Here is a 24,269-nt window from a genome sequence, read left to right as displayed (position 1 = left end):
TGCGCCCTCTGCTCAAGAGAGGGTGAACGAAATCCAAAGCTCGGACAAATCATGTCGCGAGAATGCGAAGCTATATCTCCATTCTCATCTGTCATCGCCCGGCTTGACCGGGCGATCCAGTACGCTGCGGCTTCTCCATTCACGCAAAGCCGTCTCTGGAATACTGGATCACCCGCATGCGCGGGTGATGACACCGAACAAGCTGTCTGACAATTGAATCAGACTAACACCGTCATCCTGAGGTGCGAGCGGAGCGAGCCTCGAAGGATGCGCGGCCCGGCCGGTGGCCGTCGATCCTTCGAGACGCCGCTTCGCGGCTCCTCAGGATGACGGGACCAATAGGGACATGCGACGCTCGACCGGCGAGTCTCGACTACCAATACTACTCTGCCGTCCGCTCCCGCAGCCGCTGCGCATAGACGTTAATGATCAGCGCGGCGAGCAGGATCAGGCCGCGGATCAGGATTTTCAGGAAGCTGTCGATATTGACGTGGTCGAGGCCGTTGTTGAGCACGCCGAGCACGAACAGGCCGACGATGGTGTTGCCGATGCCGCCGCGGCCGCCGAACAGGCTGGTGCCGCCGACCACCACTGCCGCGATCGAATCCAGGAGATAGGTGTCGAACTCGTTCTGCTGCGCGCTGCCGAAATGCGCGACGCCGAGCATGCCGCCGATCCCCGAGCACACCGCCGAGATCACCATCACGCTGCCGAGGATGAGCTTGACGTTGAGGCCGGCAAATTCCGCCGCCTCGCGGTTGCCGCCGACCATGTAGACGTAGCGGCCGAACCGGGTGTAGGTCAGCACCAGATGGCCGCCGAGCAGCATCACCGCGGCGACGATCACGATCCAGGGGATGCCGCCGATCGAGCCCGAGCCGAGCGTCGTGATCAGGCCCGGCACCTTGTAGGCGATCTGTCCGCGCACCAGCAGCGCGGAGACGCCGGCCGCGATCTGCATCATGGCCAGCGTCATGATGAAGGAGGGGATGCCGATCACCGTCAGCCCCAGCGCGTTGACCAGGCCGAGCAGCGCGCACAGCGCCAGCGCCAGCATGATCGCGGCAAAGCCGGGCATCGGGATGTTGGCGATGTTGACGTAGGATTCCTGCAGCGTGAAGTACGCTACCGCAATGCCGGTGACATTGGCGATGCTGGCGATCGACAGATCGATCTCGGCGCACAGGATCACGAAGGTGAGACCGACGGCGATGATGCCGGTGACCGACACCTGGGTGAGGATGTTGCCGAGATTGTCGACGGTCGCAAACGACGGGCTCGCGATCGCGAAGAAGCCGCTGAGGAAGATCAGCGTCAGGAACGGTGCGATGTTGCGCATCTGCGAGCGCAGGAACGGCGCCAGCCCGCGCGGCCGTTTGTGATCGGCCGGGCTCGTCGCGCTGTCACTGCTTGCCATCATGCCTCTCCATCAAGCGCGATGACTTGGTCATCGCGCTTTCTCCAGTTATTTGAGCATGGTCTAATCGGAAAACCGCTTCGCACTTTTCCGGACCATGCTCTAAGCCGCCTCCAGCAGGCGGTCCTTGCTGACCGCCTCGCCGGCGAATTCACGCACCACCGCGCCGCGCTTCAGCACCAGGATCCGGTCGGCCAGCGACAGCACCGTCTCCGGCTCGGTCGACAGCACGATGATCGCCAGTCCCTTGGCGCGCAGATCGCGCACGATGTTGATCACGTCGTTCTTGGCGCCGACATCCATGCCGCGGGTCGGCTCGCACAGCACCAGCAAACGCGGCGGATAGGTCAGCCATTTCGCCAGCGCCACCTTCTGCTGGTTGCCGCCGGAGAGCATGCCGAGGTCGAGACCGACCACCGGCGGCCTGATCTGCAGCTGCTCGACCTGGCGCTGCGCGATCGCACGCTCCCGCACCGGCTTGAGCAGCAGCGCCGAGATCCGGTCGAGGACGCTGATCGAGATGTTCTTGTAGACCGGCTCCTGGTGGAACAGCATGGCGCGTCGGCTCTCCGGCACCAGCGCGACGCCGGCGCGCCGCGCCGCCGCGGTGCTGCGGAAGGTCTTGGCCGAGCCATCAACCGCAAGCGTGCCGCCGTCGGGGCGGAGCTTGCCGAACAGGATGCGCGACAGCTCCAATTGTCCGCAGCCCATGAAGCCGTAGATGCCGAGCACCTCGCCGGAGCGGACCTCGAACGAGACGTCATTCAGGCTGCGGCCGAGCGAGAGCTGATCGACCTTCAGCACCACCGCGCCGCCATTCGATTGCGGGAGCATCAGGTCGTCGGTGTAGCTGTGCTCAAGTGCCTCGCCGCCGCGGCCGATCATGGCCTCGATCAGGGCGCCCTTGGTGGTGTCGGCGGACGCGGTCTCGGCGATCTTGCGCCCGTTGCGGAATACGGTCACGACGTCGGAGACGCGGAGGATGTCCTCGATGAAATGCGAGATGAAGACGATGCTGGTGCCTTCGTCGCGGAGCTTGTGCAGCGTCGTGAACAGGCGTTCGACCTCGGGCGGGGAGAGGGCGGAGGTCGGCTCATCGAGGATGATGATGCGCGCGCCCGAAAACAGCACGCGGGCGATCTCGATCAGCTGCTGCAGGCCGATCGGCAGGTCGCCGAGCCGTGTCATCGGATCGACGTCGATGCCAAACCGCGACAGCTGCTCGCCGGCCTCGCGCGCCATCCGCCGCCATTGCACGACGCCGAAGCGGTTGGTCGGCTGGTTGCCGAGGAAGACATTCTCAGCAACCGTGAGATCAGGTGCGACGCTGAGTTCCTGATGCACCATGCCGATGCCGGCGGCGTGCGCGTCGCGGGTGGAGCGGAAGCGGGTCTCCTTGCCGTCCAGCATGAAGCGGCCGGAGAACTCCGGATGCACGCCGGCGATGATCTTCATCAGCGTGCTCTTGCCGGCGCCGTTCTCGCCGACGAGACCATGAATCTCGCCGGCGTGAAGCGCGAAGTCGACTCCACGAAGGGCTTCGACACCGCCGAAGGCCTTCGTGATCTGGTTCAACTCGAGGATCGGGGAGCGTCCCTGCGACATGAGGGCCGCTCAGATCAGGAAGTGATCCTCCATCCATTGCATGCCGGCGGCGTTGGCCTTGGTCACGACGGGGCCGTCGGTCACGACATTCTTCGGAATGCCCTGGCCGCTCTTCTCGCCGCCGACCACGGCCGCGACACCCGCGACGATCGCGCCGCCATGGATGCGGCAGGACGGATTGCGGACCGTGGCGAACATGCGGCCTTCGCTGACCGCCTGGATCGCCGGCGGCATGGCGTCGACGCCGCCGATCAGGATGTTGGTGCGGTTGCGCGCTTTCATGATGTTGTAGGCGGCGAGCGCCATGTCGTCATTGTGGAAGAACGCCGCGTCGATCTGCGGATATTTCGTCAGATAGGTTTCCCAGAGGCGGGCGGTCTTCGAGACGTCCCAGTCGGCGGGCTGGGTATCCAGCACTTCGATGTTCGGGAACTGCTTGATGACAGTGTTGAAGCCCTTGGCGCGGCCCTGCGCGCCGGTGTGGCCGAGCGCGCCCTGGGTCATGATGACCTTGCCCTTGCCGCCGATCGCGTTGCACAGCGCTTGCGTCACCGAGGCGCCCATGAACTCGTTGTCGGGCGCGAGGAACGAGTGGACGTTGATCTGGTCGAGCGGCGCAATCAGCGTGTCCATGTCGATCACGGGGGTGCCGGCGTCGATCATCTTCTGCACCGGCTGGGTCAGCGTACCGATGCCGAACGCCTGGATCGCGACGAAATCCCATTTCTGCGAAGCCATGTTGTCGATCGCGGCGCGCTGCTTGACGGCGTCGAGCTGACCGTCGAACCAGGTCACCTCGACGTTGAATAGCTTGCCCCAGAACTCGGCGGCCTGCTTGCCCTGCGCGCACCACGTCGCCTGCAGTCCGGCGTTGGAGAATGCGGCCTTCAGCGGCTTTTCAGAGCGGCCCATTTCGGCTGCGAACGCGGACGTCACGCCCATTCCGCCGAACAATCCCGCCGCAGCTCCACCGGCCGCCGCCAATTGCAGAAGGTCGCGCCGCGTCGTCGACGCCTTGTCCATCCCCTTGTCGATTCCTGGCATTGCTTGCTCCCTCTTCATTTTTTCTCTCCGTCGGCGTCAGTTGCACGCGCCGCGGATAAAGGGAGTGTGTCACAATCGGAACGGTGACGCTACGCCCTGTCGTCCACGAGATGTTTCTGCTGCACGACGGCCGCGATGTCGCGGAGCAACTTGTGCCACGCAGCATCGATCTCATCGGACCATTGCTCGCCGAGAATTTCGCGCAAGCAGTCCGCAATCACGGCGAAGAAGGCGACGAACAGTTCGCGCGGTGTTCCGTAGGCGTCGTGCGAGAACACTTCCGATTCGATCAGGCGAAAATGTCCCCTGCGCTCGCCGGCGAAATCGATGATGGCTTGAATCGTCAGCGACAGCATCGATCCCTTCACCGGCTCGCTGCCTTCGGTGCGAAACATCGCCTGCGCTTCGGGATGTTCGCGAAACAGGCGTCGATAAACGGACGGCGTCAGATCATCGCAAGCCGCGGCTGCGAGTTCAAAGCTGCGTTCGATTGGATTCGATGATGGAGTCATAGCGCTTTGCGATCATCACATAAAAAAAGAGCAGGGCGCCAAGCCCTGCTCCAAAAATTGTGTCGACCCTATTTGCCCCAAGAATTCGATTTGATCTTGATTAATGGGGTGACGCTGCTTGTGCGCGTCGGGCTCCTCCCGAGACTTGGACCACCAGGACACACCTCGCGGCTGGCCTGAGGCCGAATTGGTAGACCATCTTTCCAGGCTTGTCATCATTTTCGGCAACGATTGTTCAAATTTCGAGCAATTTGCGAAATGATTGGGATGGTGCCACCGCCGGTTGCGAAAATGGTCCGAAAACACGTGGCTGGGTAAGGAGATACGTCCGCTTCGAAGCAGCCGTGACGCAAGTGTCACGCTCCGCTATTTCCGTGAGCTGGAAGAAACGGGGGGCAGTCGCGATCTCGACTTTCGGCACCTGTGGTGGTTAGTTCCGTTCCGGATGGGTTTTGCGATGCGCCGGCGGCTGAAGAATTTTCTGCCCATAGTCCTGGTTGCCCTGCTGGTGCAGATTTTTGCACCGATCGGGGCCTGCTGGGCGGCGAGCCTTGCCGCGTCCGATCCGCTCGCGGCCGCCACCATCTGCCACGGCAATGCCGGCTCAGGCACCGGGCAGGGCGACCGGACCGGTCATCGGGCCCATGACGGCTGTTGCTCCGCATGCAGCGTGCTGCAGACCGGTGCGCCGGTTGATAACCCGCAAGTTGCGGCCCAGGCCGTCGAACGCCTGCCGAGCCGGATCGTATGGCGCGATTTCGCTAGCGAACGCGATCGTTCGCCGGCCGGTCTCTCGGCGCAAGCCCGCGCGCCACCGCTGTTTTCCTGACGACGTTCTCGCTGCCGGTGCGCGTCCCGCGCCGGCGAGTGCCCTTGAACAAGCCGGCCGAAGAGCCGGTGTCAGGAACCATCCATGTTTCGGCTTCAACCGCACGGCGGGGCCAGCGCGCTCATGCTGGGCGCGGCCCTTTCCATAATCACCTGCTGGGCGAAGGCCCAGACGGCGCTGCCCTCCGTCACCGTCGAGGCGCCCGCGGCGGCGGCGCGTGCCAAACCGGTAGGGCCCAAGCCGCGCGCTCGAGCGGCATCCGTCCGGCGGCCACCCAAGTTGGCGACAGCTCCGACCGTGGTCGCGGCCCCAGCGGGCGGCGCGAGGCCGGGCGAGACGCTCGCAGCGATCCGCGACGGCTTGAACCGGGCGCCCACGGGCCAGACCCAGACCACCATCGACCGCAGCCAGTTCGACAATCGGCCGGCGTTCTCCGTCGCCGACGTGTTGCGCGACAGTCCCGGCATCTCGATCAAGCAGGGCAATGGCCCGCGTGATTTCGGCATCTCGATCCGCGGATCGAATGCGCGGAACGGCTTCGGCATCCGCAACCTCGTCATCTTCGATGACGGATTCCCGGTCACCCAGCCGGACGGTCTGTCGCGGAGCGACCTGATCGATCCGCGCGCCTATGGCGCGATCGATGTGATCCGCGGGCCGTCATCGGCGCTGTACGGCAATTACGCGACCGGCGGTGCGCTGAATTTCCGGACCCGGCCGGGCGGCACGATCGACGGCGTCGAGTATGGCGTCGACGGCGGCAGCTTCGGCTATCTCAACAACTATCTTGCCGTCGGCAAGAAGGTCGGCAATTTCGAGGGCTCGCTGTTCGCGAGCGACGCGCGCGGCGACGGCTATATCGGGAACAGCTGGTTCAATACCCAGACCGTCAATTTCCTCGGCACGCTGCAGGTCACGCCGGACGACCGTTTCACGGTGAAGCTCATCAACAACGACCTGACGACGCGACTGCCGATCCGCTCGTCGCTCAATCAGTTCAATCAGAACCCGTTCCAGCAGGGCTGCACGACCGGAGCGACGGCCGCGCCGGGATGCGGAACCGTGACCCTGTTCAACAACGGTTTCAATTCGGCGGCAGGGACCGACAGGGAAACCGCGGTCCAGGCCGGCCTCGGGCGTGACGACCGCCGTACCATCGTCGGCGGCCGCTGGGAGCACGATTTCGACAACCAGACCACCTGGCGCAACCAGTTTGTCTTCGACGACCGCAATATCAACCAGCCGACGGGATCGACGAGCGCGATCGGCGACTTCCCGTCCTACAACTACATGAGCGACGTCGTCAGGCGCAGCGAACTGTTCGGGATGGATTCGACGACCTATTTTGGCGGCTTCTACAATACGCTCACGGCTTCAAGCGATACCCGCAATGTGATGCCGGGCGGAAATGCGACGCTTGGAAGCCTGTCCAGCAACCTGTTCAGCACGACGACGAATTACGGTCTTCGCGCGCGCGAGGAACTGAAGCTCACGTCCGCGGTGACGGCGGTTGCCGGCATCGGCTGGGAGACCACCAATCTCACAGGGCGAAACACCGCCTATAGCTACGCGGGCGCGGCCGGGGCGACGACCACGGCGATCACGACAGCGGACCGGCAATTCCAGAACACCGCGCCCGAGCTGGCGCTGCTCTACCGGTTGAACAGCGAGTGGCAATTCCGCGGCCGGGTGGCAACGGGATACGGCACACCGCAGGTCAGCAACCTCTTCATCCTGCCGGACGGCACGTCGGGCAATAACACCCAGCTGCGGACGCAAAAGAACCTCGGTTACGATGTCGGAGCCGACTGGACCCCGAACAACGCGGTCAAGCTGAGCGTCACCGGGTTCTACGAGTTCTTCAAGGACGAGCTCGTTTCCCAGGCAACACCGCTCGCGGGCATCTCCTACACGTTCAATGCGCCGCGGTCGGAGCATCGTGGTGTCGAACTGGCCGCCGACTGGAAGTTCCTGCCGGGCTGGCGGTTCTCGGCCGCCTACACCTATCTCGACGAGGTCTACACCGAATACGTCGAGAACATCACGAACGGCACGGTGTTCAGCTTCAACCGCGCCGGCAACAAGATCCCCGGCATTTCGCCGAACGAGCTCACGGCGCGGCTGGGATACGACCAGCTGTCAGGTCCGTTCCAGGGACTCGGCGGGTTCGTCGAGGTCCAGTGGAAGGACAGCTTCTACATGGACAACGCCAATCTCTTGAGGGCGCCCGGCTATGAGCTGGTCAACCTCAACCTGCACTACAAGACCGATCTCGTCTCCGACTATTTCAAGGCGTTGAACCTGTACATCGAGGTGCGGAACGTGTTCGACCGGACCTACATCGCTTCCGCGAACAATATCGCGAACTCGGTGACGGCGGGCGGCATTCAAAATCCCGCGAGCGTACTGGCGAAAACGACCAACTCGATCTATGCCGGATCGCCACGTGCCTTCGTGGCGGGCATGAGGATTGCGTTCAAGTGAGGGGCGCATCGATGACAAATCGCAAACCTGCGGCTCTGACGGTGCTGGCAACGATCATGCTTGCGGTCTTGCCGAACCTGGCCAATGCACAGATGAGCCACCAGCACGCCTCCGAAGCGGCGTGCGAAGAGACCGTGTTGCGCTGCGCGACCAAGGTCACTCCCGTCTTTGGGCCGGATGGGACATTGTGGTTGGCATGGATGGCCGGCGGCCAAATCTCCGTCGCGAGTTCGAGGGATCAAGGCAAGAGCTTTTCCGCGCCGCTGCAGGTGACCCCGGAGCGACTCAATCTGGATTGGGGACCGGACGCGCGGCCGAAGCTTGCGGTCGACGCCAAGGGAAACATCGCGCTGGCCTTCTCGACCTTCCGCGATCAGGCCTTCAACGGCCAGGTGCTGACCACGCGATCGAGCGATGGGGGGCGCAGCTTTGATCCGCCGAAGCCGATCACCAAAAACAACGAGAGCCAGCGGTTCGAGGCGATCGGCTTCGATCCCGCGGGCGCCGTGTTCGCGGTCTGGCTCGACAAGCGCAACCGCGTGCCGGCCCAGCAGCGCGGCGAGAAATATGACGGTGCCGGATTGTTCTTTGCTGCATCGACGGACGGTGGCGCGACCTATTCCGATGCGCGGCTCGCGGCCGACAACACCTGCGAATGCTGCCGTCTTGGGCTGGCGTTCGATGGGGCAGGCCATCCAGTCGTGGTGTTTCGGAACATTTTCGAAGGCGGCGTGCGTGACCACGCGATCGTGACCTTCACCGATCTGGCCAGCCCCGGCGAGGTGCATCGGGTGAGCCGCGACGACTGGCAGATCGCGGCATGTCCGCACCATGGCCCCAGCCTGACCATTTCGCCCGCAGGAACCTACCATGTGACGTGGTACACCAACGGCAAGGCGCGCAAGGGATTGTTCTACGCGCAGTCGCGCGACGGCGGCAAAACCTTCTCCGACCCGCTCCCCGTCGGTCAGCCGAACCGAAGCCCGTCACGGCCGCAGATCATCGCAGGGCCGCAGGGGCTTGTGATGGCATGGAAGGAGTTCGACGGGCAGAAGACGTCGATCAATCTGATGACATCGCACGACGATGGAGCGACATGGTCGAAGCCCACTGATGTCGCGGAAACCGCCGACAGCTCCGATCATCCGCTGCTCGTCTCGGACGGTCGGCAGACCTATTTGTCGTGGATGACGAAGGCCGACGGCTACCATTTTCAAGCGATCGAGGGCGAACCATGAAACGTCATTTGCTCGCTGCTGTTATCCTGCTCGCAACGCTGCCGTCCGCACTGGCGGCGGGCGAGGGCGCGCCAAAGCCGTTCGAGCGCGGCAGTTGGCAGAAGCTGCTGCATGCGCATGCCGGGCATCCGACCCTGGTGCATTTCTGGGGTGTCACCTGCGGACCATGCAAGGTCGAGCTGCCGCAACTCGGCCAGTTCATGAAGGATCATCCTGATATCGATGTCGTGACGATCAGCGCAGATCTGGTTCCGAACCTGCCGGAGGCGACCCGATCGATGCTGGATCGTGCCGGGCTCGGGTCGGCCGAGAACTGGATTTTCGACGATGGCTTCGCCGAACGATTGAGATTTGAGATCGATCCGGCCTGGCAAGGCGATATCCCGCGAACCATGCTGATTGCCCATGACGGAACGATCACGACGATCGAAGGATCGGCCGAAATCGCCGATTTGAACAAATGGTCTGACGCGCAGGCTGCAACAATCCGATAATACGACGACTTCAATCTGAAAGGAATCCGCCGCCATGAAAACGATCTCCCGCATCCTCGCTCTCGCAGCGCTGGCTGCTGCACTCGCGTCGACGTCCGCACGCGCCGAGGACGTCAAGGCCGGCGACCTCGTGATCACGCAGGCCTGGACCCGGGCAACGCCGAATGGCGCCAAGATCGGCGGCGGCTATCTGACGATCGAGAACAAGGGCACGACGCCCGACCGGCTGGTGTCAGGCTCGGGCGACGTCGCCGGCAAGATCGAAGTCCACGAGATGTCGATGGACAACGGCGTAATGAAGATGCGCGCGCTCGACAAGGGGCTGACCATCGAGCCCGGCAAGACCGTGAAGCTTGCGCCCGGCGGCTATCATTTGATGATGTTTGACCTGAAGAGTCAGCTGAAGCAGGGCGACAAGGTGCCGGTCACGCTCGAATTCGAGAAGGCCGGCAAGGTCTCGGTCTCGCTCGACGTGCAGGCTGTCGGTGCGCAATCTCCCGTTGGCGGCGACCATTCCGGTCACATGGACATGAAGAAGATGTGAGGCAGCCATGCGGTCACACACGCTCCTCATTGCCACGGCGGCGCTGCTCGCAGCGTCACCGGCGATCGCCCATGTCACTCTGGAAGGAAAGCAGGCGCCGGTCGGATCGTACTACAAGGCGGTTTTTGCCGTGCCGCATGGCTGCGCGGGATCGGCAACGATCAAGCTCCGCGTGCAGATTCCGGAAGGCGTGATCGGGGTGAAGCCGATGCCGAAGCCTGGCTGGACCCTCGATACGGTCACCGGCCAATACGCCGCGCAATACGACTATCACGGTGCCAGGCTCTCTGAGGGCGTGAAGGAAGTTGCCTGGAGCGGCGGCAAGCTCTCGGACCAGAACTACGACGAGTTCGTGATGCAGACGTTTCTCACCGATACGTTGAAGCCCAACACCACGTTGTACTTCCCGGTCGTGCAGGAATGCGAGCAGGGCGTCAGCCGCTGGATCGATATCCCGGCCGACGGGCAGGGCGGCGGACACGAGCATGGCAGCAAGACGCCGGCGCCCGGCGTCAAGCTGCTGCCGAAGTCGTAAGCCGTGCGGCGGGTCGCAAGCCTTGCAGGAAGCCTTGCAGCAAGTCTTGCCGCGCTGCTCGTGGCGCTGTGCCTTGCGACCTCGGCCCATGCGCATGCCGTCCTGATCGCCGCCGAGCCGGCCGATGGCAGCGTGCTGACGGAGGCGCCGAAGACGGTGGTGCTCCGCTTCAACGAAGCGGTGGCGCCGACTGCGGTCAGCCTGCTCGACGCTGCGGGCAAGCCGCGCGATGTCGCGATCCGCGCCGTCGATCAATCGGTGACCGTGACGCTGCCGGCGGGCCTGCCCCAGGGCACGCAGGTGATCAGCTATCGCGTGGTGTCGCAGGATGGCCACCCGGTCGCCGGCTCGCTGCTATTCTCGATCGGCGTCGTCTCCGGCTCGGCGGCGCCGTCCGGCGACGGCGTGCTCGATGCGCTGATCTGGCTGGTGCGGCTCGGGCTCTATCTGGGGCTGTTTGCCGGCGTCGGCGGCGTGTTCTTTGCCGCCTGGATCGGGCAGGGCCCGGCCGGCGAACGACTGATCATGTGGTCGCTGGTAACAGGCCTTGTCGGCGCGGTCGCCTCGCTTGGCTTGCAGGGCGTCGACCTTTTGAACCTGCCGCTCTCAGGCATGCTGACTTGGGCGGCATGGGCCGGTGCCGCCGGCACCAGCCTGTTTCCGGCCATGCTGCTCGCAATCGCAGCGATGTTGATCGCGGCGATCGCCTGGCGCAGCCCGTCGTTCGGTGCGGCCTTCGTGCGCACCGCGATCGCAATGATCTGTGTCGGGCTGTCGTTTGCGGTCAGCGGCCACGCCGCCACCGCCTCTCCGCAATGGCTGACCCGGACCGCGCTGTTTATCCACGGCGTTGGCCTCGCCTTCTGGATGGGCTCGTTGGCGCCACTGGCGGTGCTGGCCTGGCAGCGCAAGGAATCGCTGTTGCGGGTACTGCAGCGCTTTTCGACGATCGCGGTGCCGGTCGTCACGTTGATCGCGCTGTCGGGCCTTGCACTCGCCGTGGTCCAACTCGAAAGCTTCCGCGCGCTGATCGATACCGGATACGGCAACATCATGCTGGTGAAACTTGGGCTGGTGGTGCTGTTGCTCGGGTTCGCTGCGTTGAACCGCCTGGTGTTCACGCCGGCCATCGCGCGCGAATTCCACCGCACACGGCCGCTGCAGCGCTCGATCGCGCTCGAATTCGTGCTGATGATCGCCATTCTCGGTCTCGTCGCGCTGTGGCGCTTCACGCCGCCGCCGCGCGCGCTGGCGATGTCGACCGACGTTCCGCTCGCGGTCCACATCCACGCCGATGCGGCGATGTTCCAGGTGCTGATCGCGCCAGGCAAGGTCGGGCAGAACGACTTTGTGCTGCAGCTGATGAACGGCGATGCCAGCCCGTTCGCGGCCAAGGAAGCGACGCTGACGCTGAGCCTGCCTGATCGCGGCATCGAGCCGATGGAACGCAGTGCCGCGCTGGGTGCCGACGGCTATTGGCATGTGAAGAAGGTGCCGTTGCCGGTCCCGGGCCGCTGGCACATGCAGATCGATGCCCTGGTGACCGATTTCAAGAAAGTGACGCTGGAAGACGATTTCGAGGTCAGGTAAACGCACGATCAGCGCGCCGGGCAGGTCGGCGGGACGCAATTCGCTCAAATGGCCGAAAATAGCCTGATTTGAAGGGCTTTTGTCATTTGGCGGCCCTTGTGTTTTCACACCCGATCCGGTTTCACTGCAGCTCTTCCCACGCTTTCCTGATTCCCGAGTAACGCCATGCGATTGTCGCGGTTTTTCCTGCCCATCCTGAAAGAAAATCCGAAAGAGGCGGAGATCGTCTCGCATCGGCTGATGTTGCGCGCGGGCATGATGCGGCAGGAGGCGGCCGGCATCTATGCCTGGCTGCCGCTCGGCTTCCGGGTGCTGAAGAAGATCGAGCAGATCGTTCGCGAGGAGCAGGACCGCGCCGGTGCGCTCGAGCTTTTGATGCCGACGCTGCAACTCGCCGATCTCTGGCGTGAAAGCGGCCGCTACGACGCCTATGGCCCGGAGATGCTGCGCATCCTCGATCGTCACAAGCGCGAGCTTCTGTACGGGCCGACCAACGAGGAAATGATCACGGAGATCTTCCGCTCCTACGTCAAGTCCTACAAGAGCCTGCCGCTCAACCTCTATCACATCCAGTGGAAGTTCCGCGACGAGCAGCGTCCGCGCTTCGGCGTGATGCGCGGCCGCGAATTTCTGATGAAGGACGCCTATTCGTTCGACCTCGATGAGGCCGGTGCGCGGCGCTCCTACAACAAGATGTTCGTGGCCTACCTGCGCACCTTCGCGCGGATGGGTCTCAAGGCGATCCCGATGCGGGCCGAGACCGGTCCGATCGGCGGCGATCTCAGCCACGAGTTCATCGTGCTCGCGGAGACCGGCGAGTCCGGCGTCTACATCAACCGCGATGTGCTTGACCTGCCGGTGCCGGGTGCGGACGTCGATTATGACGGCGACCTGACGCCAATCATCAAGCAGTGGACCTCGGTCTACGCTGCGACCGAGGACGTCCACGAGGCCGCGCGCTTCGAGCAGGAAGTCCCCGAAGCAAAGCGGCTCAACACCCGCGGCATCGAGGTCGGCCAGATCTTCTATTTCGGCACCAAATATTCCGACACCATGAAGGCGATGGTGGCCGGACCCGATGGCGTCGACGTGCCGATCCATGGCGGCTCCTACGGCGTCGGCGTGTCGCGTCTGGTCGGCGCGATCATCGAGGCCTGTCACGATGATGCCGGCATCAAATGGCCCGAGGCGGTCGCGCCGTTCCGTGTTGCGATCCTCAATCTCAAGCAGGGCGATGCCGCCGTCGATGGTGCCTGCGAACAGCTCTATCGCGATCTCCTGGCGAAGGGCGTCGACGTGCTCTACGACGACACCGATCAGCGCGCCGGCGCCAAGTTCGCCGCGGCCGATCTGATCGGTATCCCCTGGCAGATTCTGGTCGGACCGAAGGGGCTTGCCGACGGCAAGGTCGAGGTGAAGCGTCGCAGCGACGGTTCACGCGACAACATGAGCCCCGCCGACGTGGTCGCGAAGCTCGCGGGTTAAAGTTTATTCACGCCGCACTTATCGGCGGGGTAATCCGGCCACATTTGGCCCGAATCATGGGATTATCGACAGATGGATGAGACCATGAGCGAGCCAGTCCGAACCCCGCCTTTTGCGCCATTCGAATGGCTGCTGTCCGGACGCTATCTGCGCGCGCGCCGCAAGGAAGGCTTCATCTCGGTCATCGCCGGCTTCTCGTTCCTCGGCATCATGCTCGGCGTCGCCACGCTGATCGTGGTGATGGCCGTCATGAATGGCTTTCGCAAGGAGCTCCTGGACAAGATCCTCGGCCTCAACGGACATCTCCTGGTGCAGCCGCTGGAATCGCCGCTGACCGATTGGAAGGACGTCGCCGACCGCATCAGCCAGGTGCAGGGCATCCGGCTGGCCGCGCCTGTCGTGGACGGGCAGGGGCTCGGTTCGTCGCCGTTCAACGCCGCCGGCGTCTTCATCCGCGGCATTCGCTCAGACGATCTCAACAACCTCACCTCGATCGCCAAGAACATCAAGCAGGGCACGCTTGAGGGCTTCGATGAAGGGCAGGGCGTCGCGATCGGCCGCCGGCTCGCCGACCAGCTCTCGCTGCACGCCGGCGACATGATCACGCTGGTCTCGCCAAAGGGCGCGGTGACGCCGATGGGCACCACGCCGCGCATCAAGCCCTACAAGATATCAGCGGTGTTCGAGATCGGTATGTCGGAATACGATTCGACCTTCGTGTTCATGCCGCTGGCCGAGGCGCAGGCCTATTTCAACCGCAACAACGACGTGTCCTCGATCGAGGTGTTCACCACCAATCCGGACAAGATCGACACCTATCGCAAGCTGGTGACGGAGGCGGCCGGCCGGCCGGTCTTCCTGGTCGACTGGCGGCAGCGCAACTCGACCTTCTTCAACGCGCTGCAGGTCGAACGCAACGTGATGTTCCTGATCCTGACCATGATCGTGCTGGTCGCGGCGCTCAACATCGTCTCGGGCCTGATCATGCTGGTGAAGGACAAGGGGCAGGACATCGCGATCCTGCGCACCATGGGCGCCTCGCAAGGCTCGATCATGCGGATCTTCCTGATTACCGGTGCCTCGATCGGCGTGGTCGGAACGTTGACCGGATTCGCTGTCGGCATGCTGATCTGCCTGAACATCGAATCGATCAGGCAGTTCCTGTCATGGCTCACCAACACTGAGCTGTTCTCGCCGGAGCTCTATTTTCTCTCCAAGCTGCCGGCTGAAGTCGATTTCGGCGAGACGCTCGCCGTCGTGATCATGGCGCTGACGCTGTCCTTCCTGGCGACGCTCTACCCGTCGTGGCGCGCCGCGCGCCTCGATCCGGTCGATGCGCTCCGGTACGAGTAAGGAGCGCACATGGCGGAGGGGGCGGAAGATACACCGGTCATCTATCTTCATGACATCAAGCGGGAATACCGGCAGGGTGAAGCGACGCTGACGATCCTGAACGGCGCCAAGCTTGCGCTGTGGCCGGGTCAATCGGTGGCGCTGGTGGCACCGTCGGGATCAGGCAAGTCGACATTGCTGCACATCGCAGGCCTGCTCGAGACCCCCGATGAGGGCGAGGTCTATGTTGCGGGCACGCCGACCTCGCAGATGTCCGATGTCGATCGCACCCAGATTCGCCGTTCCGACATCGGCTTCGTCTATCAACAGCACCGGCTGCTGCCGGAATTCTCGGCGCTCGAGAACGTCATGCTGCCGCAGATGATTCGGGGCCTGAAACGCTCCGAGACCGTGAAACGGTCGACCGAGATCCTGTCCTATCTCGGCCTTGGCGACCGCATCACTCATCGTCCGGCTGAACTCTCGGGCGGCGAGCAGCAACGCGTGGCGATCGCGCGCGCGGTTGCCAATGCACCGCGGGTCTTGTTTGCGGACGAGCCGACCGGCAATCTCGATCCCGGCACGGCCGATCACGTCTTCGGCGCGCTGATGCAACTCGTCAAGGCGACCCGGGTCGCGATGCTGATCGCGACCCACAACATGGATCTCGCCGCGCGGATGGATCGCCGGGTGTCGCTGTCGAACGGACAGATCGTCGAGCTCGAATAACGCCTTTCCGAGCGAAGCGGCCAACCGCTCGTGCAAAGAAACCACTTCAAAACAAGAGGTTGGAGCCTTCGCTTCAAGCACAGCGCAAAAGGCTTCAGACCTCAATAGACCGGGCGGGGCCGTCTGCCAGGCTCTCTCGGCCGACGGTCGATCGGCGGCCCGGCATAGTAGGGATTATCGATGCACATCGCCGCCAGGCCGGACGCCGAGGCTTGGCACTGAGCCATCGAGGTGTAGCCGCAATCGGTGTCCTCACCGCCCCATCGGTAGTTGCGTTTGCAGACCGGTGAGGTCGAATCGTATTTCTGGGCGTTGGCCGGCGCGCTCGCGACTGCCTCCAAGGCCAACAGTATGGCCAACAGTGCCAGAATCAGGCTGCGCATCGAGAGATCTCCTGTCGATCAGGCGCCGGCGACGCTCATGCTGGAGCGTGCGCGCGAAGTGGCATCTGCGCGGGCGTGCATCAATTCACGTTCCCGCACCCGTGCCTTGCCGGATCGGCCGTCAGTGGAAGAACAGGTTGAAGAAATTGCCGTCGTCGCGGCGCTCCCGCGGCGACATGTTCAGATAGGAACGCGGGTCGTTGTCGCCGGCATAATAGGGGTTGGCGATGCAGTTCTGTCCGATGCCGGAGGCGGTGGCCAGGCACGCCTGATAGGACGGGTAGGAGCAGTTGCTCAGACCGGGATAGCGATCGCCCTGAATGCAGAACGGGTAGCGCACGCCGATGGCATGCGCGGGCACAGTCCCCAAGGTCGCGAGCGCGACCACAGATGCCGCAGCAAGAATCATCGTCCGCATGTGCATTCCTTTGCTACGAAGATTCGATCTCGGCGATGATCCAAATCGAACAAGCCGGTTCCGGTCAACACCGTCTTGCGAGGGCTTGCGCGGCGAATTCTGCACGCAGGTTTGAATTGTGAAAATTATGCGGCAGTTATGTGGCAAAAGTTCCAGGAAATGCTTGTAATACAGTATTAACTTCAAATTTGAGCGAAGTCGTTTGGGCCTGCCTGTTGCAGCGAAGTTACAGCAATTCCGTTCGAGACTGCTATGACGGTGTCTCGCGGCCTTGGGGGCCCTGTAGAAAAAGTTGGAACGGGAAAAATGAAGAAGATTTTGCTTGTCACCGCCAGCCTGCTCGCGCTCAGCGCGACCGCTGCTTCCGCGGCTGACCTCGCGGCTCGCCCTTACACCAAGGCTCCGCCGCCCATGGTTGCCGCTGTTTATGATTGGACCGGCTTCTACATTGGTATCAACGGCGGTTGGGCCCAGGCCCACGACAACCGTTCGGTGACCGGTCTCGGCACCGTCGGCAGCTTCGACGCCAACGGCGGCACCGTCGGTGGCCAGGTCGGCTACCGCTGGCAGACCGGCGGCTGGGTGTTCGGTCTGGAAGCTCAGGGCAACTGGGCTGACGTCTCGGGCAGCACCGGCAACCTCGTCGTCCCGGGCGGCGTCGTTCGCTCGAAGATGGATGCGTTCGGCCTGTTCACCGGTCAGATCGGTTACGCCTGGAACAACGTCCTGCTGTACGCCAAGGGCGGTGCTGCGGTCACCGATCGCAACTACCAGTTCCTGGCTCCCGGCGGCGTGCTGGCGTCCGAAACCGGCTACGACACCCGTTGGAGCCCGACGGTCGGTGTTGGCCTCGAGTTCGCCTTCGCCCAGGGCTGGTCGCTCGGCGTCGAGTACAACCACATCTTCGAAGACACGCACGATGCGACGTTCGTCGTTCCTGGTGGCATCGGTGTGACCGGCTTCCGCACCGGTGGCGACACCGACATGGTGCTCGGCCGTCTGAACTACAAGTTCGGTGGCCCGGTCATCGCGCGCTACTGATTGTTCGCTTAATCCAAGCGACGTCGAAAACCCCGGGCCTTGGCCCGGGGTTTTTTATTTGGCCTGGCCGATGAGCCATGGGCGATGAAGGGCAGGGCGGGGGTTTCGCATTAGCCACCAACACCGCATATTCGGATGCATGACGGAACTGATCTCCGAACTGACCTGCCCATCCTGCGGCCATGTCTCTGCCGAGACCATGCCGACCGATGCCTGCCAGTTCTTCTATGACTGCAAGCGGTGCGGCACCCGGCTGAAACCGAAAGCAGGAGATTGCTGCGTTTATTGCTCATACGGAACCGTCCCATGCCCGCCAATGCAAGCCGGGAATTGTTGCGGGTAAGCCGCGACTCTCCCGCCGTTCACAATGATCCGGTGGGTGAACTCGTTGGCCTTCTGCGGCGTTGAGGGGCGCGGGCCAGGTTGCCGTTACTGTGCGTACAACGCGATGCCGATGATCACGAGCGGGCTTAGCCCGAGTAGTACGATGCACACGCTTTCAAGTATGCCATTGCCCATAACACAGCCCCTGCGTTGGAACAGAAGCCTACGCCCGATGGAACTCGGTAAACCAGTGCAGTTTGTGCCTTAGCAACGGCGCGAATTAGAAATCGCCATCGCTCACCGCCCCACCAATTAACCAAGGAAATCTTTCGGGGGCAGAGCTCGAACTGACCCACGACCGTCGCTTGACTCCCAGAACAAAAAAGGAACAATGTTCTGTATACGTTCCAGTTCAGGGAGGGCGGCCATGTTGAAGATTTTCGTGCAGGAAGCTGCAGCGCTGGCATCGATCACGCTGTTCGTCGGGATGATCGCGGTTTGGGCCCAGCTGATCACCCAGTTCTGAAAATGTGCTCGCGGGGACAGGGGCATAGAAGGCGACTTGGCTGGCCCCTGGGGATAAGCGGGAGGACCGGCTGCCTTGTCCGGTTCGGCGTGGACTTGGCAGAGTCCATCGCTCACGATGGGGTTGCGAGTCGGGTCTGAAGCTCATCGAGTTCCGGCTTTGGCACTCGCTCCATCCCTGACTTAAGAGATCCCGTAAGCAGCCATGCCGAATGCCGGATTCGTCCACCTTCACGTTCATTCCGCCTATTCGCTGCTGAAGGGCTCTATCAAGATCGCCAAGCTGGGCGAGCTTGCGAAGGCTGACCGCCAGCCGGCGCTGGCGCTCACCGATACCGACAACATGTTCGGGGCGCTGGAATTCTCCGACAAGATGGCCGGCTACGGCATCCAGCCGATCGTCGGCTGCGAGCTGGCGGTGGATTTCGGCGACGTCGATCCCAATGCGCGCAGCATCCTGGCGACGGCGCCGACGCGGATCGTGCTGCTGGCGGCGCGCGAGCGCGGCTACCAGAACCTGATGCGGCTGAACTCGCGGGCGTTCCTGGAAACGCCGGTCAACCAGACCCCGCACATCAAGATCGACTGGCTGACCGACCAGGCCGAAGACCTGATCGCGCTGACCGGCGGCCCCGACGGGCCGATCGCGCTGGCGCTGCGTGCCGAACAGGCGGCACTGGCGGCAACCCGCTGCGAGCGGCTGGCTGGTCTGTTCGGCGATCGCCTCTACATCGAATTGCAGCGCCACGGCATCGACAAGGAGCGTCGCACCGAGGGCGGGCTGATCGATCTCGCCTACAGCAAGGGCCTGCCGCTGGTTGCGACCAACGAGCCGTATTTCGCCAGCAATGACGATTACGAATCGCATGATGCGCTGCTGTGCATCGCCGGCGGCCATCTGATCGCCGAAACCAATCGCGAGCAACTGACCCCGGATCACCGTTTCAAGACGCGTGCGGAAATGGCGGTGCTGTTCGCAGATATTCCGGAGGCGCTGGCCTCGACGGTCGAGATCGCCGAGCGCTGCTCGTTCCGGCCGAAGACCCGCAAGCCGATCCTGCCGTTCTTCACCGTCGGTGCCGCGGCGAGTTCGGACGCCGCCGCCGACGAGGCCGCCGAGCTGAAGCGTCAAGCCGAGGAGGGGCTTGCCAATCGCCTGCGAGTGCACGGTCTGTCGCCGGGCATGACCGAGGAGGACTACAGCAAGCGGCTCGCCTTCGAGCTCGACGTCATCACCCGCATGAAATATGCGGGCTACTTCCTGATCGTCTCGGACTTCATCAAATGGGCGAAGGCGCAGGGCATCCCGGTCGGACCGGGCCGCGGCTCCGGCGCAGGCTCGCTGGTCGCCTGGGTGCTCACCATCACCGACCTCGATCCGATGCGGTTTGCGCTGCTGTTCGAGCGCTTCCTCAATCCCGAACGCGTCTCGATGCCGGACTTCGACATCGACTTCTGCCAGGACCGCCGCGGTGAGGTGATCCAGTACGTGCAGGAGCGCTACGGCCGCGACCAGGTGGCGCAGATCATCACCTTCGGTACGCTGCAGGCGCGCGGTGTGCTGCGCGACGTCGGGCGCGTGCTGCAGATGCCGTACGGGCAGGTCGACAAGCTGACCAAGCTGGTGCCGCAGAATCCCGCAGCGCCGGTGACGCTGGCGCAGGCGATCGAGGGCGAGCCCAAGCTACAGGCGTTCCGCGACGAGGATCCGGTGGTGGCGCGCGCCTTCGACATCGCGCAGCGCCTCGAGGGGCTGACCCGCCATGCCTCGACCCACGCTGCCGGTATCGTGATCGGCGACCGGCCGCTGAGCGAGCTGGTGCCGATGTACCGCGATCCGAAATCGGACATGCCGGTCACCCAGTTCAACATGAAATGGGTCGAACCGGCGGGCCTTGTGAAGTTCGACTTCCTCGGCCTCAAGACGCTGACGGTGCTCGACGTCGCGGTCAAGCTGCTCAAGCAGCGCGACGTTCATGTCGACCTCGCGACGCTGCCGATCGACGACGCGCCAAGTTACCAGATGCTGGCGCGGGGCGACGTCGTCGGCGTGTTCCAGGTGGAAAGCCAGGGCATGCGGCGCGCGCTGATCGACATGCGGCCGGACCGCTTCGAGGATATCATCGCGCTGGTGGCGCTGTACCGTCCCGGTCCGATGGCGAATATCCCGACCTATTGCGCGCGCAAGCACGGCGACGAGGAGTCGGAATATCTGCATCCGATCCTGGAGCCGATCCTGAAGGAGACCTTCGGCGTCATCATCTATCAGGAACAGGTGATGCAGATCGCGCAGCAGATGGCCGGCTACTCGCTCGGCCAGGCCGACCTGCTGCGCCGCGCGATGGGCAAGAAGATCCGCGCCGAGATGGACAAGCAGCGCGACGTCTTCGTCGCCGGCGCGATGAAGAACGGGGTGACGAAGGGCCAGGCCGAGACGATCTTCGAGCTGCTCGCCAAGTTCGCCGACTACGGCTTCAACAAGAGCCACGCGGCGGCCTATGCGCTGGTGTCGTACCACACCGCTTACATGAAGGCGCATTACCCGGTTGAGTTCCTCGCGGCGTCGATGACGCTCGAACTCAACAACACCGACAAGCTTTCCGAATTCCGCTCCGAGGCGCAGCGGCTCGGCATCAAGGTCGAGGCGCCCAACATCAATCGCTCCGGCCCGACCTTCGAGGTCAGCGGCAACACGATCTACTACGCGCTCGCGGCGCTGAAGGGCGTCGGCATCCAGGCGGTCGAGCAGATCATCGAGGAGCGCAACAAGAAAGGCGCCTTCACCTCGCTCGCCGATTTTGCCGCGCGGGTCAGCCCGCGCGCCGTCAACAAGCGCATCATCGAAAGCCTCGCGGCAGCGGGCGCCTTCGACACGCTCGAGCCGAACCGCGCGCGCGTGTTCGCCGGTGCGGACGCGATCCTCGCCGCCTGCCAGCGCAGCCACGAGGCGGCAACCTCGGGCCAGAACGACATGTTCGGCAGCGCTCCGGATGCGCCGAGCATCATCCTGCCGCAGGTCGAGCCGTGGCTGCCCGCGGACCGGCTGCGGCGCGAATATGACGCGATCGGCTTCTTCCTGTCGGGCCATCCGCTCGACGATTACGCGACCGCGCTGAAACGGCTGCGCGTACAATCCTGGGCGGAGTTCTCGCGTGCGGTGAAGACCGGCGCGACCGCCGGCAAGGTCGCGGCGACCGTGGTGTCGCGCATGGAGCGGCGCACCAAGACCGGCAACAAGATGGGCATCATGGGCCTGTCGGACCCGACCGGCCATTTCGAGGCGGTGCTGTTCTCCGAGGGGCTCGCGCAGTATCGCGACGTGCTCGAGCCGGGGGCGGCTGTGCTGCTGCAGCTCGGCGCCGAGCTGCAGGGCGAGGACGTGCGGGCGAGGGTGCTGCACGCCGAGCCGCTGGATCACGCCGCCGCCAAGACGCAAAAGGGCCTGCGGATCTTTTTGCGCGACACCAAGCCGCTGGATTCGATCGCCCGCCGGCTCAACATGCCGGACGCTGCTCCCGCTCCGGGTGGCGGCGCGAAGGTCCCGGCGGCAAAGCCCGCGCCGGCAGCCGCGCCGCCGGCAGGCGCTGCCGATGGCGACGTCTCGCTGGTGATGATGCTCGACCTCGAGACCGAGGTGGAGATGAAGCTGCCCGGCCGCTACAAGGTCTCCCCGCAGATCGCCGGCGCGATCAAGGCAGTGACGGGCGTCGTCGACGTGCAGACGCTGTAGGCAAAAGTCCCGGCGATGCTGCGGAATGCGCTTGACTACGGCTTAAGCGCTATTGCAACCACGCCGTGTTTCTCACTATGGTTACGCCCGTTGGAAATTCCGGGGGCGGGATGTTCGGACGTTATGCGGCCTTGCTGGCTGGTGTGTTGATGGTGTCGGGCTGCGTCAGCGATGGTGTCGGCACCGACTATGCGGCGATCTCGCAGAAGTTCGGGCCGCCGAAGCCGGGGCATTCCCGCATCGTCGTGCTGCAGGAGAAGCGCAAGGGACTGAGCATGGCGATCTGCGCCTGCGACGTGAAGCTCGATGGCCAACCGATCGGCAAGATCATCGTCGGAAGCTACGCGTTCACCGATCGCCCCGCCGGCAGGCATCAACTGGTCGCAAGCGAGGTGATGTTTCCCGGCGATACCGCGCACAACTTCGCAACCGAGCCGGGCCGCACCTACTTCTTTCTGGTGAGATCGAGTGAGCGGCATGACGCCGTCATGGGTGTGACGATGGTGGGAGGTTTGGTCGGTGCAGTCGTCGCATCGGCCGCGACCGCGACCGCCGGCAACCCCGGGCCGGCGGAATTCGTCGCACTGGACGAGGCGACCGCGCGCACGACGCTGGCGGACCTGCAATTGGCGCAGTAAGCGGGGCCCGACCGGGATCTGACCGGGGCCCCGGCCGTCAGACCTGGCCGGTTTGGGCCAAAACGGGTCAGTTTCGGGGTGCAGAGGGCCTATCCGGCCGGCCTAACCGGCCGTATTTCCTTGCTTATGGCGCAAATCGCGCTATATACCGCGCCATCTCACACGGAAACATGGCTCTCAAAGGCCGTCCGGTGGCAACCGGGCCAGTCAGGCTCGCTTGCTCACACGTTTCCGGAGGAACCAACCGGAGAATTAGAACTATGTCGCTGCCCGAATTCAATATGCGTCAGCTTTTGGAAGCTGGCGTTCACTTTGGTCACCAATCCCACCGCTGGAACCCGAAGATGCAGGATTACATCTTCGGCGCCCGCAACAACATCCACATCATCGACCTCGCGCAGACCGTGCCGATGCTGCACCGTGCCCTGCAGGCGGTCAGCGATACCGTCGCCAAGGGCGGCCGCATCCTGTTCGTCGGCACCAAGCGCTCGGCCCAGGACGGCGTTGCCGATGCTGCCAAGCGCTCGGCGCAGTACTTTGTCAATTCGCGCTGGCTCGGCGGCACGCTGACCAACTGGAAGACGATCTCGGCCTCGATCAAGCGGCTGCGTCACCTCGACGACGTGCTCGGGTCCGGTGAAGCCAACTCCTACACCAAGAAGGAGCGGCTGACGCTGCAGCGCGAGCGCGACAAGCTCGACCGCTCGCTCGGCGGCATCAAGGACATGGGCGGTCTTCCCGACATGATCTTCGTGATCGACACCAACAAGGAAGACATCGCGATCCAGGAAGCGCAGCGGCTCAACATCCCGGTCGCCGCGATCGTCGATACCAACTCGGACCCGAAGGGCATCACCTATGTGGTGCCGGGCAATGACGACGCCGGCCGCGCGATCTCGCTGTATTGCGACCTCGTGGCGCGCGCCGCCATCGACGGCATCTCGCGCGCTCAGGGCGATTCCGGAATCGACATCGGTGCGTCCGCGACCCCCGTGCAGGAAGAGCTCCCGGCGGCTGCACCGTCTGGCTTCCAGGGCCTTGCCGGCCCGCGCGGCACCGCCGACAACCTCAAGAAGCTCACCGGCGTGTCCGGTACGATCGAGAAGAAGCTCAACGACCTCGGCATCTTCCACTACTGGCAGCTCGCCGAGCTCGACCACGACACCGCGCACAAGATCGGCGAAGAAGTCGGTCTGCCGAGCCGTGCCGACGCCTGGGTCGCCCAGGCCAAGACGCTCGCCGAAGCGGAATAATCGTTACGCGGCGTGGCCGGAACTCACCCGGCCGCCGCTTCTATTCCACGAACAACGATTTCCCTGTCGCTGACGGCGGCGCCATCGGGCGCCGCGGGTCCTGTACAGGCAAGAAGGAC

21 protein-coding genes are annotated in these 24,269 nt (G+C 63.8%); 15 read left to right on the top strand and 6 right to left on the bottom strand.

All coding sequences use genetic code 11. The features are described from left to right. Positions 1-382: 382 nt before the first annotated feature. The 4 genes from HAP48_RS40555 to HAP48_RS40540 all read right to left on the bottom strand — a co-directional run bounded on the left by HAP48_RS40555 (position 383) and on the right by HAP48_RS40540 (position 4,578). Entirely contained in the window at positions 383-1,417 is a 1,035-nt protein-coding gene (locus HAP48_RS40555) for an ABC transporter permease (protein ID WP_166205391.1), read from the bottom strand. Positions 1,418-1,519: 102 nt separating this feature from the next. Next, a complete protein-coding gene (locus HAP48_RS40550) occupies positions 1,520-3,022 on the bottom strand; it encodes a sugar ABC transporter ATP-binding protein (protein WP_166205390.1) in 1,503 nt (500 codons plus the stop codon). Between the two features lie 9 nt (positions 3,023-3,031). Then, a complete protein-coding gene (locus HAP48_RS40545; protein WP_166205389.1) occupies positions 3,032-4,066 on the bottom strand; it encodes a sugar ABC transporter substrate-binding protein in 1,035 nt (344 codons plus the stop codon). An 89-nt stretch (positions 4,067-4,155) separates the two neighbouring features. Next, positions 4,156-4,578 (bottom strand): globin, encoded by a 423-nt coding sequence (locus HAP48_RS40540; RefSeq protein ID WP_166205388.1) that lies wholly within the window; start codon positions 4,576-4,578, stop codon positions 4,156-4,158. A gap of 283 nt (positions 4,579-4,861) precedes the next feature. Here HAP48_RS40540 and HAP48_RS40535 point away from each other — a divergent pair, with 283 nt between their 5' ends. From HAP48_RS40535 to HAP48_RS40490, 10 genes are all read left to right on the top strand, one after another. Continuing rightward, the gene (locus HAP48_RS40535) at positions 4,862-5,407 is read left to right on the top strand and encodes a DUF2946 domain-containing protein (protein ID WP_224496799.1); all 546 of its coding nucleotides are present in this window, start codon (positions 4,862-4,864) and stop codon (positions 5,405-5,407) included. Between the two features lie 84 nt (positions 5,408-5,491). After that, complete coding sequence (locus HAP48_RS40530; RefSeq protein ID WP_166205387.1) at positions 5,492-7,891, top strand: TonB-dependent receptor family protein; 2,400 nt, start codon at positions 5,492-5,494, stop codon at positions 7,889-7,891. Positions 7,892-7,902: 11 nt separating this feature from the next. Further along, positions 7,903-9,129 (top strand): sialidase family protein, encoded by a 1,227-nt coding sequence (locus tag HAP48_RS40525; RefSeq protein WP_166205386.1) that lies wholly within the window; start codon positions 7,903-7,905, stop codon positions 9,127-9,129. Further along, entirely contained in the window at positions 9,126-9,623 is a 498-nt protein-coding gene (locus tag HAP48_RS40520; RefSeq protein ID WP_166205385.1) for a TlpA family protein disulfide reductase, read from the top strand. Before HAP48_RS40525 ends, HAP48_RS40520 begins: the two co-directional genes overlap by 4 nt. Before the next feature lie 34 nt (positions 9,624-9,657). After that, a complete protein-coding gene (locus HAP48_RS40515; protein WP_166205384.1) occupies positions 9,658-10,167 on the top strand; it encodes a copper chaperone PCu(A)C in 510 nt (169 codons plus the stop codon). A gap of 7 nt (positions 10,168-10,174) precedes the next feature. Next, complete coding sequence (locus tag HAP48_RS40510) at positions 10,175-10,702, top strand: YcnI family copper-binding membrane protein (protein WP_166205383.1); 528 nt, start codon at positions 10,175-10,177, stop codon at positions 10,700-10,702. Positions 10,703-10,705: 3 nt separating this feature from the next. Next, positions 10,706-12,292, top strand: a complete 1,587-nt coding sequence (locus HAP48_RS40505; protein WP_166205382.1) for a copper resistance CopC/CopD family protein — start codon at positions 10,706-10,708, stop codon at positions 12,290-12,292. A gap of 165 nt (positions 12,293-12,457) precedes the next feature. Next, the gene (gene proS / locus HAP48_RS40500; RefSeq protein WP_166205381.1) at positions 12,458-13,777 is read left to right on the top strand and encodes a proline--tRNA ligase; all 1,320 of its coding nucleotides are present in this window, start codon (positions 12,458-12,460) and stop codon (positions 13,775-13,777) included. 72 nt (positions 13,778-13,849) lie between these two features. Next, entirely contained in the window at positions 13,850-15,130 is a 1,281-nt protein-coding gene (locus HAP48_RS40495) for a lipoprotein-releasing ABC transporter permease subunit (RefSeq protein WP_166205380.1), read from the top strand. A gap of 9 nt (positions 15,131-15,139) precedes the next feature. Further along, a complete protein-coding gene (locus HAP48_RS40490) occupies positions 15,140-15,838 on the top strand; it encodes an ABC transporter ATP-binding protein (protein ID WP_166205379.1) in 699 nt (232 codons plus the stop codon). Positions 15,839-15,939: 101 nt separating this feature from the next. Here the strand turns inward: HAP48_RS40490 and HAP48_RS40485 are convergent, their stop codons facing one another. Then, positions 15,940-16,221: a DUF3551 domain-containing protein gene (locus HAP48_RS40485; protein ID WP_166205378.1), complete on the bottom strand. Its 282-nt coding sequence runs from the start codon at positions 16,219-16,221 to the stop codon at positions 15,940-15,942. Between the two features lie 121 nt (positions 16,222-16,342). Then, positions 16,343-16,639, bottom strand: a complete 297-nt coding sequence (locus HAP48_RS40480) for a DUF3551 domain-containing protein (RefSeq protein ID WP_224496798.1) — start codon at positions 16,637-16,639, stop codon at positions 16,343-16,345. A 306-nt stretch (positions 16,640-16,945) separates the two neighbouring features. Here HAP48_RS40480 and HAP48_RS40475 point away from each other — a divergent pair, with 306 nt between their 5' ends. From HAP48_RS40475 to HAP48_RS40455, 5 genes are all read left to right on the top strand, one after another. After that, a complete protein-coding gene (locus tag HAP48_RS40475; RefSeq protein WP_166205376.1) occupies positions 16,946-17,680 on the top strand; it encodes an outer membrane protein in 735 nt (244 codons plus the stop codon). A 139-nt stretch (positions 17,681-17,819) separates the two neighbouring features. Continuing rightward, entirely contained in the window at positions 17,820-18,023 is a 204-nt protein-coding gene (locus HAP48_RS40470; protein ID WP_224496797.1) for a GDCCVxC domain-containing (seleno)protein, read from the top strand. A gap of 711 nt (positions 18,024-18,734) precedes the next feature. Then, positions 18,735-22,259: a DNA polymerase III subunit alpha gene (dnaE, locus tag HAP48_RS40465; protein WP_166205375.1), complete on the top strand. Its 3,525-nt coding sequence runs from the start codon at positions 18,735-18,737 to the stop codon at positions 22,257-22,259. Positions 22,260-22,369: 110 nt separating this feature from the next. Next, positions 22,370-22,897, top strand: a complete 528-nt coding sequence (locus HAP48_RS40460) for a DUF2846 domain-containing protein (protein ID WP_166205374.1) — start codon at positions 22,370-22,372, stop codon at positions 22,895-22,897. A gap of 260 nt (positions 22,898-23,157) precedes the next feature. Further along, on the top strand, positions 23,158-24,150 hold the full coding sequence (locus HAP48_RS40455; protein WP_035976768.1) for a 30S ribosomal protein S2: 993 nt from the start codon (positions 23,158-23,160) through the stop codon (positions 24,148-24,150). Positions 24,151-24,269: the final 119 nt, after the last annotated feature.

Origin of the sequence: Bradyrhizobium septentrionale, assembly GCF_011516645.4 — a bacterium.
In the GTDB taxonomy this organism is placed as follows: Bacteria; Pseudomonadota; Alphaproteobacteria; order Rhizobiales; family Xanthobacteraceae; genus Bradyrhizobium; species Bradyrhizobium septentrionale.
The sequence above is the reverse complement of the archived record's forward strand: the minus strand, read 5'-3'. Positions and strand labels throughout refer to the sequence as shown.

Coding starts and splice junctions, on each gene's coding strand:
- HAP48_RS40555 (WP_166205391.1), bottom strand. CDS start 1,417: ATGGCAAGCAGTGACAGCGCGACGAGCCCGGCCGATCACAAACGGCCG.
- HAP48_RS40550 (WP_166205390.1), bottom strand. CDS start 3,022: ATGTCGCAGGGACGCTCCCCGATCCTCGAGTTGAACCAGATCACGAAG.
- HAP48_RS40545 (WP_166205389.1), bottom strand. CDS start 4,066: ATGCCAGGAATCGACAAGGGGATGGACAAGGCGTCGACGACGCGGCGC.
- HAP48_RS40540 (WP_166205388.1), bottom strand. CDS start 4,578: ATGACTCCATCATCGAATCCAATCGAACGCAGCTTTGAACTCGCAGCC.
- HAP48_RS40530 (WP_166205387.1), top strand. CDS start 5,492: ATGTTTCGGCTTCAACCGCACGGCGGGGCCAGCGCGCTCATGCTGGGC.
- HAP48_RS40525 (WP_166205386.1), top strand. CDS start 7,903: ATGACAAATCGCAAACCTGCGGCTCTGACGGTGCTGGCAACGATCATG.
- HAP48_RS40520 (WP_166205385.1), top strand. CDS start 9,126: ATGAAACGTCATTTGCTCGCTGCTGTTATCCTGCTCGCAACGCTGCCG.
- HAP48_RS40515 (WP_166205384.1), top strand. CDS start 9,658: ATGAAAACGATCTCCCGCATCCTCGCTCTCGCAGCGCTGGCTGCTGCA.
- HAP48_RS40510 (WP_166205383.1), top strand. CDS start 10,175: ATGCGGTCACACACGCTCCTCATTGCCACGGCGGCGCTGCTCGCAGCG.
- proS (WP_166205381.1), top strand. CDS start 12,458: ATGCGATTGTCGCGGTTTTTCCTGCCCATCCTGAAAGAAAATCCGAAA.
- HAP48_RS40495 (WP_166205380.1), top strand. CDS start 13,850: ATGGATGAGACCATGAGCGAGCCAGTCCGAACCCCGCCTTTTGCGCCA.
- HAP48_RS40490 (WP_166205379.1), top strand. CDS start 15,140: ATGGCGGAGGGGGCGGAAGATACACCGGTCATCTATCTTCATGACATC.
- HAP48_RS40485 (WP_166205378.1), bottom strand. CDS start 16,221: ATGCGCAGCCTGATTCTGGCACTGTTGGCCATACTGTTGGCCTTGGAG.
- HAP48_RS40480 (WP_224496798.1), bottom strand. CDS start 16,639: ATGCGGACGATGATTCTTGCTGCGGCATCTGTGGTCGCGCTCGCGACC.
- HAP48_RS40475 (WP_166205376.1), top strand. CDS start 16,946: ATGAAGAAGATTTTGCTTGTCACCGCCAGCCTGCTCGCGCTCAGCGCG.
- HAP48_RS40470 (WP_224496797.1), top strand. CDS start 17,820: ATGACGGAACTGATCTCCGAACTGACCTGCCCATCCTGCGGCCATGTC.
- dnaE (WP_166205375.1), top strand. CDS start 18,735: ATGCCGAATGCCGGATTCGTCCACCTTCACGTTCATTCCGCCTATTCG.
- HAP48_RS40460 (WP_166205374.1), top strand. CDS start 22,370: ATGTTCGGACGTTATGCGGCCTTGCTGGCTGGTGTGTTGATGGTGTCG.
- HAP48_RS40455 (WP_035976768.1), top strand. CDS start 23,158: ATGTCGCTGCCCGAATTCAATATGCGTCAGCTTTTGGAAGCTGGCGTT.